This is a genomic window from Staphylococcus sp. SA22, from assembly GCF_054165785.1.
The window spans coordinates 252,537-269,143 of record NZ_JBSZQY010000001.1 but is presented as its reverse complement, the minus strand read 5'-3'; the positions used below and the strand labels follow the sequence as shown (position 1 = coordinate 269,143).

The 16,607-nt window shown below is 31.9% G+C and carries 14 protein-coding genes; 11 read left to right on the top strand and 3 right to left on the bottom strand.

The features are described 5' to 3' along the window. Positions 1–57 precede the first annotated feature (57 nt). The 5 genes from ACXQH5_RS01235 (at position 58) to mprF (ending at position 7,215) form a co-directional block, all read left to right on the top strand. Complete coding sequence (locus ACXQH5_RS01235) at positions 58–1,518, top strand: alanine/glycine:cation symporter family protein (RefSeq protein ID WP_000651164.1); 1,461 nt, start codon at positions 58–60, stop codon at positions 1,516–1,518. 499 nt (positions 1,519–2,017) lie between these two features. Beyond that, positions 2,018–2,869 carry a glucose PTS transporter transcription antiterminator GlcT gene (gene glcT, locus ACXQH5_RS01230; protein ID WP_000505015.1) on the top strand — a complete coding sequence of 284 codons (852 nt, stop codon included), beginning with the start codon at positions 2,018–2,020 and terminating at the stop codon, positions 2,867–2,869. Continuing rightward, positions 2,844–3,011, top strand: coding sequence for a hypothetical protein (locus tag ACXQH5_RS01225; protein ID WP_001788758.1), 168 nt, complete (start codon positions 2,844–2,846; stop codon positions 3,009–3,011). Before glcT ends, ACXQH5_RS01225 begins: the two co-directional genes overlap by 26 nt. Next, on the top strand, positions 3,004–4,212 hold the full coding sequence (gene cozEb / locus ACXQH5_RS01220; RefSeq protein WP_001004752.1) for a cell elongation protein CozEb: 1,209 nt from the start codon (positions 3,004–3,006) through the stop codon (positions 4,210–4,212). Before ACXQH5_RS01225 ends, cozEb begins: the two co-directional genes overlap by 8 nt. Before the next feature lie 480 nt (positions 4,213–4,692). After that, entirely contained in the window at positions 4,693–7,215 is a 2,523-nt protein-coding gene (mprF, locus tag ACXQH5_RS01215) for a bifunctional lysylphosphatidylglycerol flippase/synthetase MprF (RefSeq protein WP_001071147.1), read from the top strand. A gap of 189 nt (positions 7,216–7,404) precedes the next feature. On the opposite strand, the gene msrA is transcribed toward mprF, so the two are convergent. After that, positions 7,405–7,914: a peptide-methionine (S)-S-oxide reductase MsrA gene (msrA, locus tag ACXQH5_RS01210; RefSeq protein WP_001024830.1), complete on the bottom strand. Its 510-nt coding sequence runs from the start codon at positions 7,912–7,914 to the stop codon at positions 7,405–7,407. Positions 7,915–8,050: 136 nt separating this feature from the next. Here msrA and ACXQH5_RS01205 point away from each other — a divergent pair, with 136 nt between their 5' ends. Next, the gene (locus ACXQH5_RS01205) at positions 8,051–9,034 is read left to right on the top strand and encodes an LCP family protein (protein ID WP_000356975.1); all 984 of its coding nucleotides are present in this window, start codon (positions 8,051–8,053) and stop codon (positions 9,032–9,034) included. 87 nt (positions 9,035–9,121) lie between these two features. Here the strand turns inward: ACXQH5_RS01205 and ACXQH5_RS01200 are convergent, their stop codons facing one another. Continuing rightward, the gene (locus tag ACXQH5_RS01200; protein ID WP_001123276.1) at positions 9,122–9,307 is read right to left on the bottom strand and encodes a 2-hydroxymuconate tautomerase; all 186 of its coding nucleotides are present in this window, start codon (positions 9,305–9,307) and stop codon (positions 9,122–9,124) included. Positions 9,308–9,454: 147 nt separating this feature from the next. Here ACXQH5_RS01200 and ACXQH5_RS01195 point away from each other — a divergent pair, with 147 nt between their 5' ends. Next, positions 9,455–10,717 (top strand): Y-family DNA polymerase, encoded by a 1,263-nt coding sequence (locus tag ACXQH5_RS01195; protein WP_000283026.1) that lies wholly within the window; start codon positions 9,455–9,457, stop codon positions 10,715–10,717. Positions 10,718–10,853: 136 nt separating this feature from the next. On the opposite strand, the gene ACXQH5_RS01190 is transcribed toward ACXQH5_RS01195, so the two are convergent. Continuing rightward, a complete protein-coding gene (locus ACXQH5_RS01190; protein WP_000214296.1) occupies positions 10,854–11,945 on the bottom strand; it encodes a prephenate dehydrogenase in 1,092 nt (363 codons plus the stop codon). A 164-nt stretch (positions 11,946–12,109) separates the two neighbouring features. Here ACXQH5_RS01190 and ACXQH5_RS01185 point away from each other — a divergent pair, with 164 nt between their 5' ends. The 4 genes from ACXQH5_RS01185 (at position 12,110) to trpD (ending at position 16,606) form a co-directional block, all read left to right on the top strand. After that, positions 12,110–13,141 (top strand): M42 family metallopeptidase, encoded by a 1,032-nt coding sequence (locus tag ACXQH5_RS01185; protein ID WP_000433354.1) that lies wholly within the window; start codon positions 12,110–12,112, stop codon positions 13,139–13,141. A gap of 491 nt (positions 13,142–13,632) precedes the next feature. Beyond that, positions 13,633–15,039, top strand: a complete 1,407-nt coding sequence (locus ACXQH5_RS01180; protein WP_000382434.1) for an anthranilate synthase component I — start codon at positions 13,633–13,635, stop codon at positions 15,037–15,039. Further along, a complete protein-coding gene (locus ACXQH5_RS01175; RefSeq protein ID WP_000604804.1) occupies positions 15,036–15,602 on the top strand; it encodes an anthranilate synthase component II in 567 nt (188 codons plus the stop codon). Before ACXQH5_RS01180 ends, ACXQH5_RS01175 begins: the two co-directional genes overlap by 4 nt. Positions 15,603–15,607: 5 nt before the next feature. Then, entirely contained in the window at positions 15,608–16,606 is a 999-nt protein-coding gene (trpD, locus tag ACXQH5_RS01170) for an anthranilate phosphoribosyltransferase (RefSeq protein WP_000173835.1), read from the top strand. Position 16,607: the final 1 nt, after the last annotated feature.

The following is a 16,607-nucleotide window of genomic DNA, read 5'->3' as shown; positions in this document are numbered from 1 at the left end:
TTCGGTCTAATTTTATAGAAGATGCATGATTCATGTAGAGGATGCGAGGGGTTTATTTTGAAAGATTTCGATAGTTTAATTCCTGGATGGTTTAAAGAATTTGTCCATGTTGGTACCGATCTAATATGGTCTCAATATTTAATTGGTCTATTATTGACAGCTGGATTCTTCTTTACAATTAGTTCTAAATTCGTCCAATTACGAATGTTACCTGAAATGTTTAGAGCTTTAGTAGAACGTCCAGAAACTTTAGAAGATGGTAAGAAGGGTATTTCGCCATTCCAAGCATTTGCGATTAGTGCTGGTTCGAGAGTTGGTACTGGTAATATTGCTGGTGTTGCGACTGCGATTGTTTTAGGCGGTCCAGGTGCAGTATTTTGGATGTGGGTTATTGCATTTATAGGTGCAGCGAGTGCATTTATAGAAGCGACTTTGGCTCAGGTTTATAAAGTACATGATAAAGATGGTGGATTCCGTGGTGGTCCAGCTTACTATATTACTAAAGGTTTAAATCAAAAATGGCTAGGTATCGTATTTGCGATTTTAATTACAATTACATTTGCATTTGTATTTAACACAGTGCAATCTAATACAATTGCGGAGTCGTTAAATACGCAATATAATATTAGTCCAGTAATCACAGGTATTATTTTAGCAATCGTAACAGCTATTATTATATTTGGTGGTGTACGTAGTATTGCTACGTTATCTTCGTTAATTGTACCGATTATGGCTATCATTTACATTGGTATGGTTTTAGTAATATTGCTATTTAATTTAGATCAAATTGTTCCTATGATAGGTACGATTATTAAAAGTGCATTTGGTATCGAACAAGTAACTGGTGGCGCTGTAGGTGCTGCGGTTCTTCAAGGTATCAAACGTGGTTTATTCTCTAACGAAGCTGGTATGGGTTCTGCGCCGAATGCAGCGGCAACTGCTGCCGTACCACACCCTGTTAAGCAAGGTTTAATCCAATCATTAGGTGTGTTCTTTGATACAATGTTGGTTTGTACAGCAACTGCAATCATGATTTTACTATATTCAGGATTGAAATTTGGTGAAAGTGCACCACAAGGTGTTGCAGTTACTCAATCAGCACTTAATGAGCATTTAGGTTCTGCTGGAGGTATTTTCTTAACAATAGCAGTTACACTGTTTGCATTTTCATCTGTGGTAGGTAACTACTATTATGGTCAATCTAATATTGAATTTTTATCTACAAATCGTGTGATATTATTTATCTTTAGATGTCTTGTTGTAGTACTTGTCTTTATGGGAGCTGTTGCTAAAACAGAAACAGTATGGAATACAGCAGACTTATTTATGGGCTTAATGGCAATTGTAAACATTATTTCCATTATAGGACTGTCCAATGTAGCTTTTGCATTAATGAAAGATTATCAAAAGCAGAAAAAAGAAGGCAAGAATCCTGTCTTTAAACCTGAAAACTTAGAAATTAACTTATTTGGAATTAGTGCTTGGGGCGCTAACAAATATAAGAACTCTGATAAATAAATATTTTTAATGTAACGATTCATTTTATAAAAATCTAATAAACCCTGAGGTTTTCAAATTAAAGCGAAAATCTCGGGGTTTTAAATTTGTACTCAATAATCATCTGTATCATTACACTAGTTAATCTAAGATTTGATTAAATATTAACATAATAAGATTGAGATTTATTTCCTCCATTGGTGTGCAAAGACTATACCATTAATAAGACATATTGTTAGATAGATGAATATAAATTTATTTTAGCTTTGCACAATTTAATAGTACGTTTTAGTTTGTATTGAGTATTAATTCAGATAATATATAAATAAATAGAATTATTTGTAAATATGGGAGTCAGATTTTTTTATTATAGTTATTCCACTTTGAGAGGCATCGAAATTAAATTAAGATATATCATATAGGATAGGCGTGTAATAGAACACAAGTATTTAAATTATTATACTTTCAAGTTAGACATTTCCGATATATAATCTTAATAATAGAAAAATAGGTGATGATAATGGGAGAATATATTGTTACTAAAACATTGAACAACAATGTCGTAGTATGTACTAATAATGATCAAGAAGTTATTTTAATCGGTAAAGGTATTGGTTTTAACAAAAAAGAGGGAATGGCGTTAAACGACCAAACTATTACAATAGAGAAAATTTATAAATTAGAGAGTGAGCAACAAAAAGCACATTATAAAAGTTTAGTTGAAATCGCTGATGACAATGTATTACAAGTAATTATTGATTCGTTAAATTTTATTTCTAATACTGCGATGAATGTTGATTCAAAACAACTTGTAGTTTCATTAACGGATCATATTATATTTGCATATAAACGCTTAAAACAAAATCAAGTTATTAGCAATCCATTTGTTATGGAAACTATGCAGTTATATAGTGATGCATATCATATTGCTAAACAGGTGATTGATCAGTTAAATGCAGCATTAGATGTACATTTTCCTGAAGATGAGATAGGATTTATTGCATTACATATTGCATCTAACACAGAAGATTTATCTATGCATGAGATGACTTTGATCAATAATGTTATTAAAAAAGGTATAGATATCATTGAATCAGACCTTGTGACAACTGTTGATAAGGAATCATTACAATACCAACGTTTTATAAGACATGTACAATTTTTAATTCGCCGATTAAGAAGAAAAGAATATATACATGCACAAGATGATTTTGTGTCTATGATTAAAAATCACTATCCGATTTGCTATAACACAGCATATAAAATTTTAACTATGATACAAAAACAATTTGATGTTAATATCAGTGAGTCTGAAATTATATATTTAACATTACACATTCATCATTTTGAAGAAAGGATTAATCAATCCTAAATTAAGTGTATTACACGGGCGTTTCGTTACTGTAAAGGGTATTTGTATGGTATCATTGATGTTAGTAATTTTACATAAGTGGACTGTTTTTATACAACATCTTATGAATATTTTAAGTGGTGGTGAATCTATAATTGAATGAAAATGAAAAGAATATAAGAAAGAACTTTTTAAAATTTACCGAATCACGGTATATGAAGTTTGTTGGTGGGAATGATTTAGTCTTCTCATTAATAGCTCTAGTATTGTTGGGTATTGTTATTTTTATTTTCGAAAAAGTATCATACGTTTTTGATCCTTTTATCATCGTTTTTAAGACGATAGCAGCACCTATCATCGTCTCTTTAATTCTATTCTATTTATTTAACCCAATCGTAAATATGATGGAGCGTTATAGAATACCAAGAGTTGCAGGTATTTCTATTATTTATCTAGCTGTAGTAGGTGTTATTACGTTAATTGTTAATTTATTGATACCTATTATTGGTTCGCAAGTAGATAGTTTAGTTAAAAATTCACCGCAATATCTAGAAAAATTAATTAATTCTATTGATAAAATAGCAAATAATACGTTTTTCTCTTCGTATTATAGTCAAATTAATGATTGGTTAAATTCTTTACCTAAGAAAATACCATCTATGTTAAGTGAATTTACAGATGGCTTTGGGTCTAAAATTGCAACGTTTGCAGAAACGATTGCTAATATTGGCGTTGTGATTGTCACAACACCATTTGTACTATTCTTTATGCTTAAAGATGGACATCACTTCAAAGAATTTTCAACGAATATTATGCCACCGAAATTCCGAAAAGATTTTCATGATCTACTTGAAAAAATGAGTGTTCAAGTTGGTTCATACATTCAAGGACAAATTATTGTTTCATTCTGTATCGGTATACTGTTGTTTATCGGTTATTCGGTTATCGGGTTGAAATATAGTTTAGTGTTAGCTAGTATTGCGGCAGTTACAAGTGTTGTGCCATATTTAGGGCCTACTATAGCGATTTCACCAGCTATTGTAATAGCTGCTATAACATCGCCGTGGATGCTCTTAAAATTAGCAGTAGTATGGACTTTAGTACAATTTGTTGAAGGGCACTTCATTTCACCAAATATCATGGGTAAAACACTTAAGATTCATCCACTTACAATCATTTTCATTTTACTGTGTGCAGGCAAATTGCTTGGTATTGTAGGCGTTATTTTAGGTATTCCGGGATATGCTATTTTAAAAGTATTAGTTACTCATTTATTCCAATTATTTAAACGTCGATACAATCGTTTCTATGGTAATGATGTAGGTGAATATGATATTAAAGAAAGTAATAAAATAGTTGAATAAGTAATTAAAAATACCAATAGACTATACGTTTGTTGGTATTTTTATGGTGCTTATAATGTTGGGCACTCACATTTATGATTATCAGCACATGTTTAGCTTATAAATTTTTACGAAAGGTTAGCCCTTTATAAAGCACATGTATAATGAAACGAGTATTTGCCACTTGATTAGTACCTCATTATCATGACGAAAATAAAAACAAGTGGTATTTTTAATATATTAAGAAGCACTCATAATCAGCTGTTAATTAATAATATTTTTCATAAGTATTGATTCATCATTTTCTTTATGTTAAATATGAATCAGTATAGATAACCATATTGTTCTGTTTGAGATAGTAATATTTTCTATTTACCTCTTAATACAGATGTCAATATGACAAAAGTGTTATATAAATCAAAGGTAAATGATATGCTATTTTTATGGTTTATATGATATATTTTGATTTATAACAGAAATAATTAGAATTGATGTGAAAAAATGAATCAGGAAGTTAAAAACAAAATATTTTCAATCTTAAAAATTACGTTTGCTACAGCTTTATTTATTTTTGTAGTAATCACATTGTATCGGGAGTTATCTGGTATTAACTTTAAAGATACGTTGGTTGAATTTAGTAAGATTAACCGTATGTCCTTAGTTTTACTATTTATTGGTGGTGGGGCATCGCTTGTTATTCTATCAATGTATGATGTGATTTTATCTAGAGCTTTAAAAATGGATATATCCTTAGGCAAAGTTTTAAGAGTAAGTTATATCATCAATGCATTGAATGCGATTGTAGGTTTCGGTGGCTTTATTGGTGCAGGCGTTAGAGCAATGGTTTATAAAAACTATACGCATGATAAAAAGAAATTAGTTCACTTTATATCCTTAATACTTATTTCAATGTTGACAGGTTTAAGCTTATTATCATTGTTAATTGTATTCCATGTTTTCGATGCATCTTTAATTTTAGATAAAATTACGTGGGTGAGATGGGTACTTTATGCTGTGTCGTTGTTCTTACCATTATTTATTATATATTCAATGGTTAGACCGCCCGATAAAAACAATCGTTATGTAGGCTTGTATTGTACATTAGTGTCATGTGTGGAATGGTTAGCTGCTGCAGTTGTATTATACTTCTGTGGTGTCATAGTTGACGTCCATGTCTCATTTATGTCATTTATTGCAATATTCATTATTGCTGCATTATCTGGATTAGTCAGCTTTATTCCTGGTGGTTTCGGCGCTTTCGATTTAGTTGTATTACTAGGATTTAAAACTTTAGGTGTCCCTGAGGAAAAAGTATTATTAATGCTACTTCTATATCGTTTTGCGTACTATTTTGTACCGGTAATTATTGCATTAATTTTATCATCATTTGAGTTTGGTACTTCAGCTAAGAAATATATTGAAGGATCTAAATATTTCATTCCGGCTAAAGATGTTACGTCATTTTTAATGTCTTATCAAAAGGATATTATTGCTAAAATTCCATCATTGTCATTAGCAATTTTAGTATTCTTTACAAGTATGATCTTTTTTGTAAATAACTTAACGATTGTTTACGATGCTTTATATGATGGAAATCACTTAACGTATTATATTTTATTGGCAATTCATACTAGTGCTTGTTTATTACTTTTACTGAATGTAGTTGGTATTTATAAGCAAAGTAGACGTGCCATCATCTTTGCTATGATTTCAATTTTATTAATCACAGTGGCGACATTCTTCACTTACGCTTCATATATTTTAATAACATGGTTAGCTATTATTTTTGTTCTTCTTATTGTAGCTTTCCGTAGAGCACGTAGGTTAAAACGCCCAGTAAGAATGAGAAATATAGTTGCAATGCTTTTATTCAGTTTATTTATTTTATATGTTAACCATATATTTATTGCTGGAACGTTATATGCATTAGATATTTATACGATTGAAATGCATACATCTGTATTGCGCTATTACTTCTGGCTTACGATTTTAATCATCGCTATCATCATAGGTATGATTGCATGGTTGTTTGATTATCAATTTAGCAAAGTACGTATTTCTTCTAAAATTGAAGATTGCGAGGAGATTATTAATCAGTATGGCGGTAATTATTTGAGTCACTTGATATATAGTGGTGACAAGCAGTTTTTCACTAATGAAAATAAAACAGCATTTTTAATGTATCGTTATAAAGCAAGTTCATTAGTGGTTCTTGGCGATCCAATCGGTGATGAAAATGCCTTTGATGAATTGTTAGAAGCATTCTATAATTACGCTGAGTATTTAGGCTATGATGTTATATTCTATCAAGTTACAGATCAACACATGCCGTTATATCATAATTTCGGTAACCAATTTTTCAAATTAGGTGAAGAAGCAATTATTGATTTAACACAATTTTCAACTTCAGGTAAAAAACGCCGTGGATTTAGAGCGACTTTAAACAAATTCGATGAACTTAATATTTCGTTCGAAATTATTGAACCACCGTTTTCAACTGAATTTATAAATGAACTTCAACATGTAAGTGATTTATGGCTAGATAATCGTCAGGAAATGCATTTCTCTGTTGGTCAATTTAATGAAGAATACTTATCTAAAGCGCCAATTGGTGTAATGCGAAATGAAGAGAATGAAGTAATTGCATTTTGTAGTTTAATGCCAACATACTTTAATGATGCCATTTCAGTCGATTTAATTAGATGGTTGCCAGAGTTAGATTTACCATTAATGGATGGTCTATACTTGCATATGTTACTTTGGAGTAAAGAACAAGGTTATACAAAATTTAATATGGGTATGGCAACGTTATCGAACGTTGGTCAATTGCATTATTCATATTTAAGAGAACGACTTGCAGGCCGTGTCTTTGAACATTTCAACGGTCTATATCGTTTCCAAGGATTACGTCGTTATAAATCTAAATATAATCCAAATTGGGAACCACGCTTTTTAGTTTATCGTAAAGATAATTCGCTTTGGGAATCACTTTCTAAAGTAATGCGTGTAATACGTCACAAATAATAAAAATCCAAGTGCTAAGAGGTATACAGTTTTGCCTGAAGCGCTTGGATTTTTTCGTTTCTATAAAGAATGATTTATAAAAAACGGTACAGATAAGAATATTTAAGTTTCCTATCTGTACCGTATTTTAATATTGAAATGAGCTTAAGTTGAGTCGCCTAACTTAATCAGTTTCATCAAGTATAAATGTTATTGCTTATTTTTGTATTCTTGGCGTATTTTTTGTTCTTCTGCATAGCGCTCTGGATTTTTCTTGTAAAAATCTTGGTGATAGTCTTCGGCTTTGTAAAATTGTGACGCTGGCAATATTTTTGTTGCAATTGCCTTATCAGCATTAATCGTATTTTTAAGCTGCTCGATATAAGTCTCAGCGAGTTCTTTTTGATGATCATTAGTGTAGAAAATAGCTGTTTGATATTGAGGACCACGGTCTTGATATTGACCACCTGTATCTAATGGGTCAATGACTGAGAAAAATATTTCTAATAACTTATTGTATGAGAATAATGCAACATCATATTGAATTTCAACAGTTTCTAAATGACCACTCGTACCTGATTTTACTTGTTCGTAAGTAGGATTTTCAATATGTCCGCCCATATATCCAGAAGTTACTTTTTCTATGCCGTCAAAGGTGTCAAATGGTTTCGTCATACACCAAAAACAACCTCCGGCAAAATAAGCTGTATTAATATTCATTTTTGACATCCTTTCATTAGACCTTAGTACGATTTATTAAGAAATCACTTGCTTTTTGAATTGTTTTTATATAACGTTAATATGTGATTATTATAGTACACAAAAATCTATTTTTGAAGATATAAGGTAGGTAAATATGGATAAAGAAACTAATGACAACGAATATAGACGTCAAAGTGAACATCGCACTTCGGCGCCTAAGCGAAAAAAGAAGAAGAAAATTAGGAAATTACCTATCATTCTTCTGATTGTTGTAATTTTACTTATCGCATTAGTTGTATATATTGTACATAGTTACAATAGCGGTGTAGAATATGCCAAGAAACATGCGAAAGATGTTAAAGTACATCAATTTAATGGACCAGTAAAAAATGATGGTAAAATTTCTATTCTTGTACTCGGTGCAGATAAAGCACAAGGTGGACAATCAAGAACAGATTCTATCATGGTTGTTCAATATGACTTTATCAATAAAAAGATGAAAATGATGTCTGTCATGCGTGATATTTATGCAGATATTCCAGGATATGGAAAACACAAAATTAATTCAGCATACGCTTTAGGTGGTCCAGAGCTACTTAGAAAAACACTTGATAAAAATTTAGGAATTAATCCTGAATATTATGCAGTAGTTGATTTTACTGGATTTGAGAAAATGATTGATGAATTAATGCCAGAAGGTGTACCAATTAATGTCGAAAAAGATATGTCGAAAAATATTGGTGTATCTTTGAAAAAGGGTAACCATAGGTTGAATGGTAAAGAATTACTTGGTTATGCAAGATTCCGTCACGACCCTGAAGGTGACTTCGGACGCGTGCGACGTCAGCAACAAGTGATGCAAACATTGAAAAAAGAAATGGTTAATTTTAGAACAGTTGTTAAATTACCAAAAGTTGCAGGTATTTTAAGAGGCTATGTGAATACAAACATTCCTGATTCAGGGATCTTCCAAACAGGTTTGAGTTTTGGTATCCGAGGTGAAAAAGATGTTAAGTCATTGACTGTGCCAATCAAGAACTCATACGAAGATGTCAATACAAATACTGATGGTAGTGCATTACAGATTAATAAAAACACAAATAAACAAGCTATTAAAGACTTTTTAGATGAAGATTAAAAATAAACAAGGCGACTTCTATCATACTCAGATAGAAGTCGCCTTGTTCGTTTTCAAAGAATTATTTGGCATGCATCCTATGAAGAATTATTGATCTGACTTTCTTACGCCAGCCACACCATAATGGTTTGGTTTCATTTCTTCTATAACAACGTGAATTGCTTGTCTATTTGCTCCAGTTGTTTTTTCTACGGCGTCAGTAACTTCGCTAACTAAATTTTTTAATTGTTCATCCGAACGACCTTCTAATAATTTTACATTGACGATTGGCATCATCCAAACCTCCTAATCATTATTAATTTGAGTATATCATGTAATACTTAAAAATTCATTTGCAAAATAACAGAACACTTGTTCTAAAATAGTTGAAATAGAACAAGTGTTCGTATATAATAGAATTCAAGTAAGGGAGGAATAACAGTGTATAATTATCATTTATTAGAAGATAGGGATGTTCTATGTATTGACCAAAAAAGTTTTTTTGCGAGTGTTTCTTGTATTGAAAAGGGGCTAGATCCATTAGAAACAAAGTTAGCTGTTGTTGCAGATACTAAGCGTCAGGGTTCTGTAGTATTGGCTGCGACACCTAAATTAAAAGAATTAGGCATCAAGACAGGATCGCGATTGTTTGAAATACCACATAGAAATGATATTTACATTATCAATCCAAGTATGCGTAAATATCTTAATGTTTCAGTTGCTATTTCTAAGATTGCATTGCGTTATATTCCACCTGAAGATTTACACCAATATAGTATTGACGAATTTTTTATGGATGTTACTGATAGCTATCATAGATTTAGTTCTACAGTACATGCATTTTGCGAAAGACTTAAACGTGAAATTTATGAAGAAACAGGCATTTATTGTACTGTGGGCATTGGTTCTAATATGTTATTAAGTAAAATTGCTATGGATGTTGAAGCGAAGCATAATCAAAATGGTATAGCTGAATGGCGATACCAAGATGTACCAACAAAATTATGGCCAATTCAGCCCTTGCGAGATTTTTGGGGTATTAATCGTCGAACAGAAGCCAAATTGAATAAAAGAGGAATTTTTACTATAGGAGATTTAGCGAAATATCCATATAAATTTTTAAAAAAAGAGTTCGGTATTTTAGGTGTTGATATGCATCTACATGCGAATGGGATAGATCAGAGTAAAGTACGTGAAAAGCATAAGATCAGCAATCCATCGATATGCAAAAGTCAAATATTAATGAGAGATTATCATTTTGATGAAGCAAAAGTAGTAATGCAAGAGTTAATTGAAGATGTTGCTAGCAGAGTTCGAGCAAGAAAAAAAGTGGCAAGAACGATACATTTTGCCTTTGGCTATAGTGATGAAGGCGGTGTACATAAGCAATATACTTTGAAAGATCCAACAAACTTAGAAAAAGATATTTATAAAGTAGTAATGCATTTCGCAGATAAATTATGTAATAAACAAGCACTATATCGTACGCTAAGTATATCTTTGAGTCAATTTATTAATGAGGATGAGCGACAGTTAAGTCTGTTTGAAGATGAATACCAACGCAAACGTGACGAATGTCTAGCTAAAACGATAGACCAATTACATTTGAAATACGGCAAAGGTATTGTGTCCAAAGCAGTATCGTTTACAGAAGCAGGTACAAAACACGGCAGATTAGGTTTAATGGCTGGACATAAAATGTAATGACTATAAGGTTTAAGTAATATATAACTGTGATTCGTATAAAATAAGTCTCTAAAGATAAATATTTCATATATCACAATAGATTTTCACAATAATATCTAAGAATACATGGAATTTATCAAAAGAGACTTAATAATTATTGGATATAACAATCAAAATCACTCAATGCTTGCATACCGCGTTCTCGGTCAGTAGGATTTTTGAAACTAATTTTTAAAGCACCGTATATATCTTCGCGTACTTCTAAGATTCTTAAGTTGCTTATAGATATATTATGTAAACTCAGGATATAAGTCACTTTGCTTATCATACCTGATTCATCCGGAATATCTACATATAGATCATACGCAGTATTTAGTCCACCTAGTTGTTTAGCCGGCAGTGCGTCACGATACGATTTAGCTTCGGCAAAAAATGATAACAATTTTTCAGAATCATTGCTTTCTATTAGTTTTTCTAAATCTTGAAACTGACTTTTTAGTTGTCCAATCATTTCTAAAATATACGTTTTATTACTCAAGGTGATATCTTTCCACATTTGTGCATTACTACTAGCTATACGAGTGATATCACGAAAACCACCAGCTGCAAGTTTATTGACTAAATGATGTTCTTGACCGTTCTTTTGACTAACATGAACTAAACTAGATGCAACGATATGAGGTAAATGACTTACGACGCTTGTTACGTAGTCGTGTTCTTCAGCAGTAGTTATAATAAATTTAGCAAGAGTAGGTGATAACAGTTCTTTTAACGTGTTTGCTGCTTGCTCATTTCTTGGCTCATTGTAGACTAAAATATAATAAGCGTTTTCAAATAAGTGCTTTTTAGCATTTAGTACACCAGATTTATGACTACCAGCCATTGGATGACCACTGACTAAATGAATATTATGTTTTAATAAATTGCATTCGTGTTGCTGTATCATTGCTTTAGTACTACCAGTATCAGAAACAATAACACCAGGTTTAGTTGGCATATCTATAAGCTCGCTAAGATATTTATTTGTGATAGCAACAGGTGTTGCATAAATAATTACATCGGCTTTTTTAATAGCTTCACTATAATTTAAACATTTTTCATTAATAATACCGATTGATTTAGCTTTATCTAACTGAGAAGTATCCGCATCGTATGCAATAATATTAGCATTAGGGTTATAGTATTTTATATTGCTAGCAAGACTTCCACCAATTAATCCAAGCCCAACAAATAAAACTGTTGTCATATAAATCACCTTATTTCGAAATTTTCAGAATAATAACATTGTAAATGAGCTGTTGACACAGTGCAATAGTAAATAAAAATCGATAATAGCATTAATAGATAAACAGATATAAATCATCTACAATAAAGAGTATAGTAACACAATGGCAACGGAGGGGTAAATCAATGGAACCAATATTAGAAATGATTAAAACATTAACAGGTATTAATAGTCCTTCAGGAGACACAGAAGAAGCAATTCAATTTGTCGAAAAATATGCAAAAGACTTAGGTTATCAAACAACACTAACAAATAAAGGTGCGTTATTAATAACAGTGCCAGGCAAAAATGATGAAGTACAACGCTGTATTACTGCTCATGTTGATACTTTAGGTGCAATGGTTAAAGAAATTAAAGAAGATGGACGCTTAGCAATAGAATTAATTGGAGGATTCACGTATAACGCGATTGAGGGTGAATATTGCCAAATTAAAACTGATGCTGGCCAAATATATACAGGAACCATTTGTCTGCATGAAACAAGTGTTCATGTATATAGAAATAATCATGAAATACCTAGAGACCAAAAGCATATGGAAATAAGAATTGATGAAGTAACTACATCAGAAGAAGATACAAAGAGTTTAGGTATTTCAGTAGGTGATTTTGTTAGCTTTGATCCACGTACAGTTATCACGTCATCAGGTTTTATTAAATCTCGTCATTTAGATGATAAAGCTAGCGTAGCGATGATACTACAATTACTAAAGAAATTAAAAGAAGAGCAAATAATATTACCACATACAACGCAATTTTATATTTCTAATAACGAAGAAATAGGTTACGGTGCAAATGCATCAATTGATTCGAAAATCAAAGAATATATTGCATTAGATATGGGCGCGTTGGGAGACGGTCAAGCATCGGATGAATATACAGTTTCTATTTGTGCCAAAGATGCTTCAGGTCCATATCATAAGCAATTGAAATCACACCTAGTTAATCTTTGCAAAATAAATAATATTCCATATAAAGTAGACATATATCCATATTATGGTTCAGATGCTTCAGCAGCTTTACATGCTGGTGCGGATATCAGACATGGTTTATTTGGGGCTGGCATTGAATCATCTCATGCAATGGAACGAACACATATTGATTCTATTAAAGCGACAGAGAAATTATTATATGCATATTGCTTATCACCAATTGAGTAAACAATTAGTGTTGACAAATGTGAACGACCTATGTAATATAATGAACTATAAAAATAATTAGAATTTTCTAAAGAAATAGTAGCAGATATGAAACGTAGCAAATAGAAAGCTAATGGGTGATGGGAATTAGCACGCCATATCTTGTGAATTGGACTTTGGAAAACAATTGAATGAGTTTTGAAAGTGAACATGAATTATGTTAACTAAGGTGGCACCACGGTAACGCGTCCTTACAGGTATATGCGTTATGTGGTGTCTTTTTATTTAGACAAAATGTAGTAGTTAGTTAAAGGTAGCAACAGAAAGTTAGTGGGTGATGTGAACTAACACCGAGATTAATGAAATTGGGTTTTGTCTGCAACAGAAAATTATATATAGTAAAGAGTGAACTATGAATATTTCGAATATTCGGTTAATTTAGGTGGTACCACGCGTCAGCGTCCTTTATATTGATAAGGATGCTGGCGTTTTTTTAGAAAGGAGCGTAAAGAATGGATGTATTCTATAAAAAAATAAAAGCAAATGTAACACCTGAAGTTTTAGCACAACTTCATTCCAAGAAGATCATTTTGGAAAGTACAAATCAACAACAAACTAAGGGTCGCTATTCTATAGTGATATTTGACATCTACGGTACTTTAACTTTAGATAACGATGTATTATCTGTAAGCACTTTAAAAGAGTCGTATCAAATCACTGAAAGACCGTATCATTATTTAACGACTAAAATAAATGAAGACTATCATAATATTCAAGATAATCAACTTAAGCCATTACCGTTTATATCTGGATATGTTGGGACGTGTAGCTTTGATTTAGTAAGACATGAATTTCCTAAATTGCAATCAATACAATTAGAGGATCACAAGCAGCACGATGTACGGTTATATATGGTTGAACAAGTTTATGTATTTGACCATTACAAAGATGAGTTATATATCATCGCGACGAATCAATTTTCAAATTCAACAAAATCAGATTTTGAGAATCGAGTTAATAAGTCTATCGAAGACTTAACTAAAATCCAACCATTCATGCCTACACAAGATTTTGATTTTAAAACTAAAGAAATTCAATCAAACATTTCTGAAGAAAGGTTTATCGAAATGATACAGTATTTCAAAGAGAAAATAGCAGAAGGGGATATGTTCCAAGTTGTGCCGTCAAGAATTTACAAATATGCGCATCATGCTAATCAGCATTTAAATCAACTTACGTTTCAACTGTATCAAAATTTAAAACGACAAAACCCAAGTCCATATATGTATTATCTTAATATCGATAAACCCTATATTGTCGGTAGTTCTCCCGAAAGTTTCGTAAGTGTCAAAGATCAAATTGTAACAACTAATCCTATTGCAGGTACGATTCAACGTGGTGAGACGACAAAAATAGATAATGAGAATATGAAACAACTACTTAACGATCCTAAAGAATGTAGTGAACATCGTATGCTTGTTGATTTAGGGCGTAATGATATTCATAGAGTAAGTAAAATCGGTACCTCAAAAATTACTAAATTAATGGTTATTGAAAAATATGAACATGTTATGCATATCGTAAGTGAAGTCACTGGTAAAATAAATCAAAATTTATCGCCAATGACAGTTATTGCGAATTTATTACCAACAGGTACCGTTTCAGGTGCACCAAAATTACGTGCAATCGAAAGAATTTATGAACAATATCCACATAAACGTGGCGTTTATAGTGGTGGTGTTGGATACATAAATTGTAATCATAACTTAGATTTTGCATTAGCAATTCGAACGATGATGATAGATGAGCAGTATATCAACGTAGAAGCTGGTTGTGGAGTTGTATATGATTCTATTCCTGAAAAAGAACTGAATGAAACGAAATTGAAAGCTAAAAGCTTATTGGAGGTGAGCCCATGATCTTAGTTGTAGATAATTATGATTCCTTTACGTATAACCTAGTGGATATTGTTGCTCAACATACTGACGTCATTGTTCAATACCCAGATGATGATGGTGTGCTGAATCAATCTGTTGATGCTGTCATTATTTCACCAGGTCCTGGGCATCCATTAGACGACCAACAGTTAATGAAAATCATATCAACCTACCAAGATAAACCCATTTTAGGTATTTGTTTAGGGGCTCAGGCACTGACTTGTTACTACGGTGGAGAAGTGATTAAAGGCGACAAGGTTATGCACGGCAAAGTTGATACTATAAGTATCACTTCAAATACTCACAAAGTGTTATATCACGATGTACCAGAACAGTTCTCAATTATGAGATATCATTCATTAATAAGTAACCCTGATAATTTTCCAGAAGAATTGAAAATTACTGGACGTACCGAAGATTGTATACAGTCATTTGAGCATAATGAACGACCGCATTATGGTATTCAGTACCATCCTGAATCATTTGCTACAGACTATGGTGTCAAAATAATTACAAATTTTATTAAACTAGTGAAGAAAGGATGAAAACCATGACATTACTAACAAGAATAAAAACTGAAACTATATTACTTGAAAGCGACATTAAAGAGCTAATCGATATACTTATTTCTCCTAGTATTGGAACTGATATTAAATACGAATTACTTAGTTCCTATTCGGAGCGAGAAATCCAACAACAAGAATTAACATATATTGTACGTAGCTTAATTAATACAATGTATCCACATCAACCATGTTATGAAGGGGCTATGTGTGTGTGCGGCACAGGTGGTGACAAGTCAAATAGTTTCAACATTTCAACAACTGTAGCTTTTGTTGTAGCAAGTGCTGGTGTTAAAGTCATTAAACATGGTAATAAAAGTATTACCTCAAATTCAGGTAGTACGGATTTGTTAAATCAAATGAACATACAAACAACAACTGTTGATGATACACCTAACCAATTAAATGAAAAAGACCTTGTATTCATTGGTGCAACTGAATCATATCCAATCATGAAGTATATGCAACCAGTTAGAAAAATGATTGGAAAGCCTACAATATTAAACCTTGTGGGTCCATTAATTAATCCATATCACTTAACGTATCAAATGGTAGGCGTCTTTGATCCTACAAAGTTAAAGTTAGTTGCTAAAACGATTAAAGATTTAGGCAGAAAACGTGCAATCGTTTTACATGGTGCAAATGGTATGGATGAAGCAACACTATCTGGTGATAATTTGATATATGAATTGACTGAAGATGGAGAAATCAAAAATTACACATTAAATGCGACTGATTATGGTTTGAAACATGCGCCGAATAGCGATTTTAAAGGTGGTTCACCTGAAGAAAATTTAGCAATCTCCCTTAATATCTTGAATGGTAAAGATCAGTCAAGTCGACGTGATGTTGTCTTACTAAATGCGGGTTTAAGCCTTTATGTTGCAGAGAAAGTGGATACCATCGCAGAAGGCATAGAACTTGCAACTACATTGATTGATAATGGTAAAGCATTGAAAAAATACCATCAAATGAGAGGTGAATAAT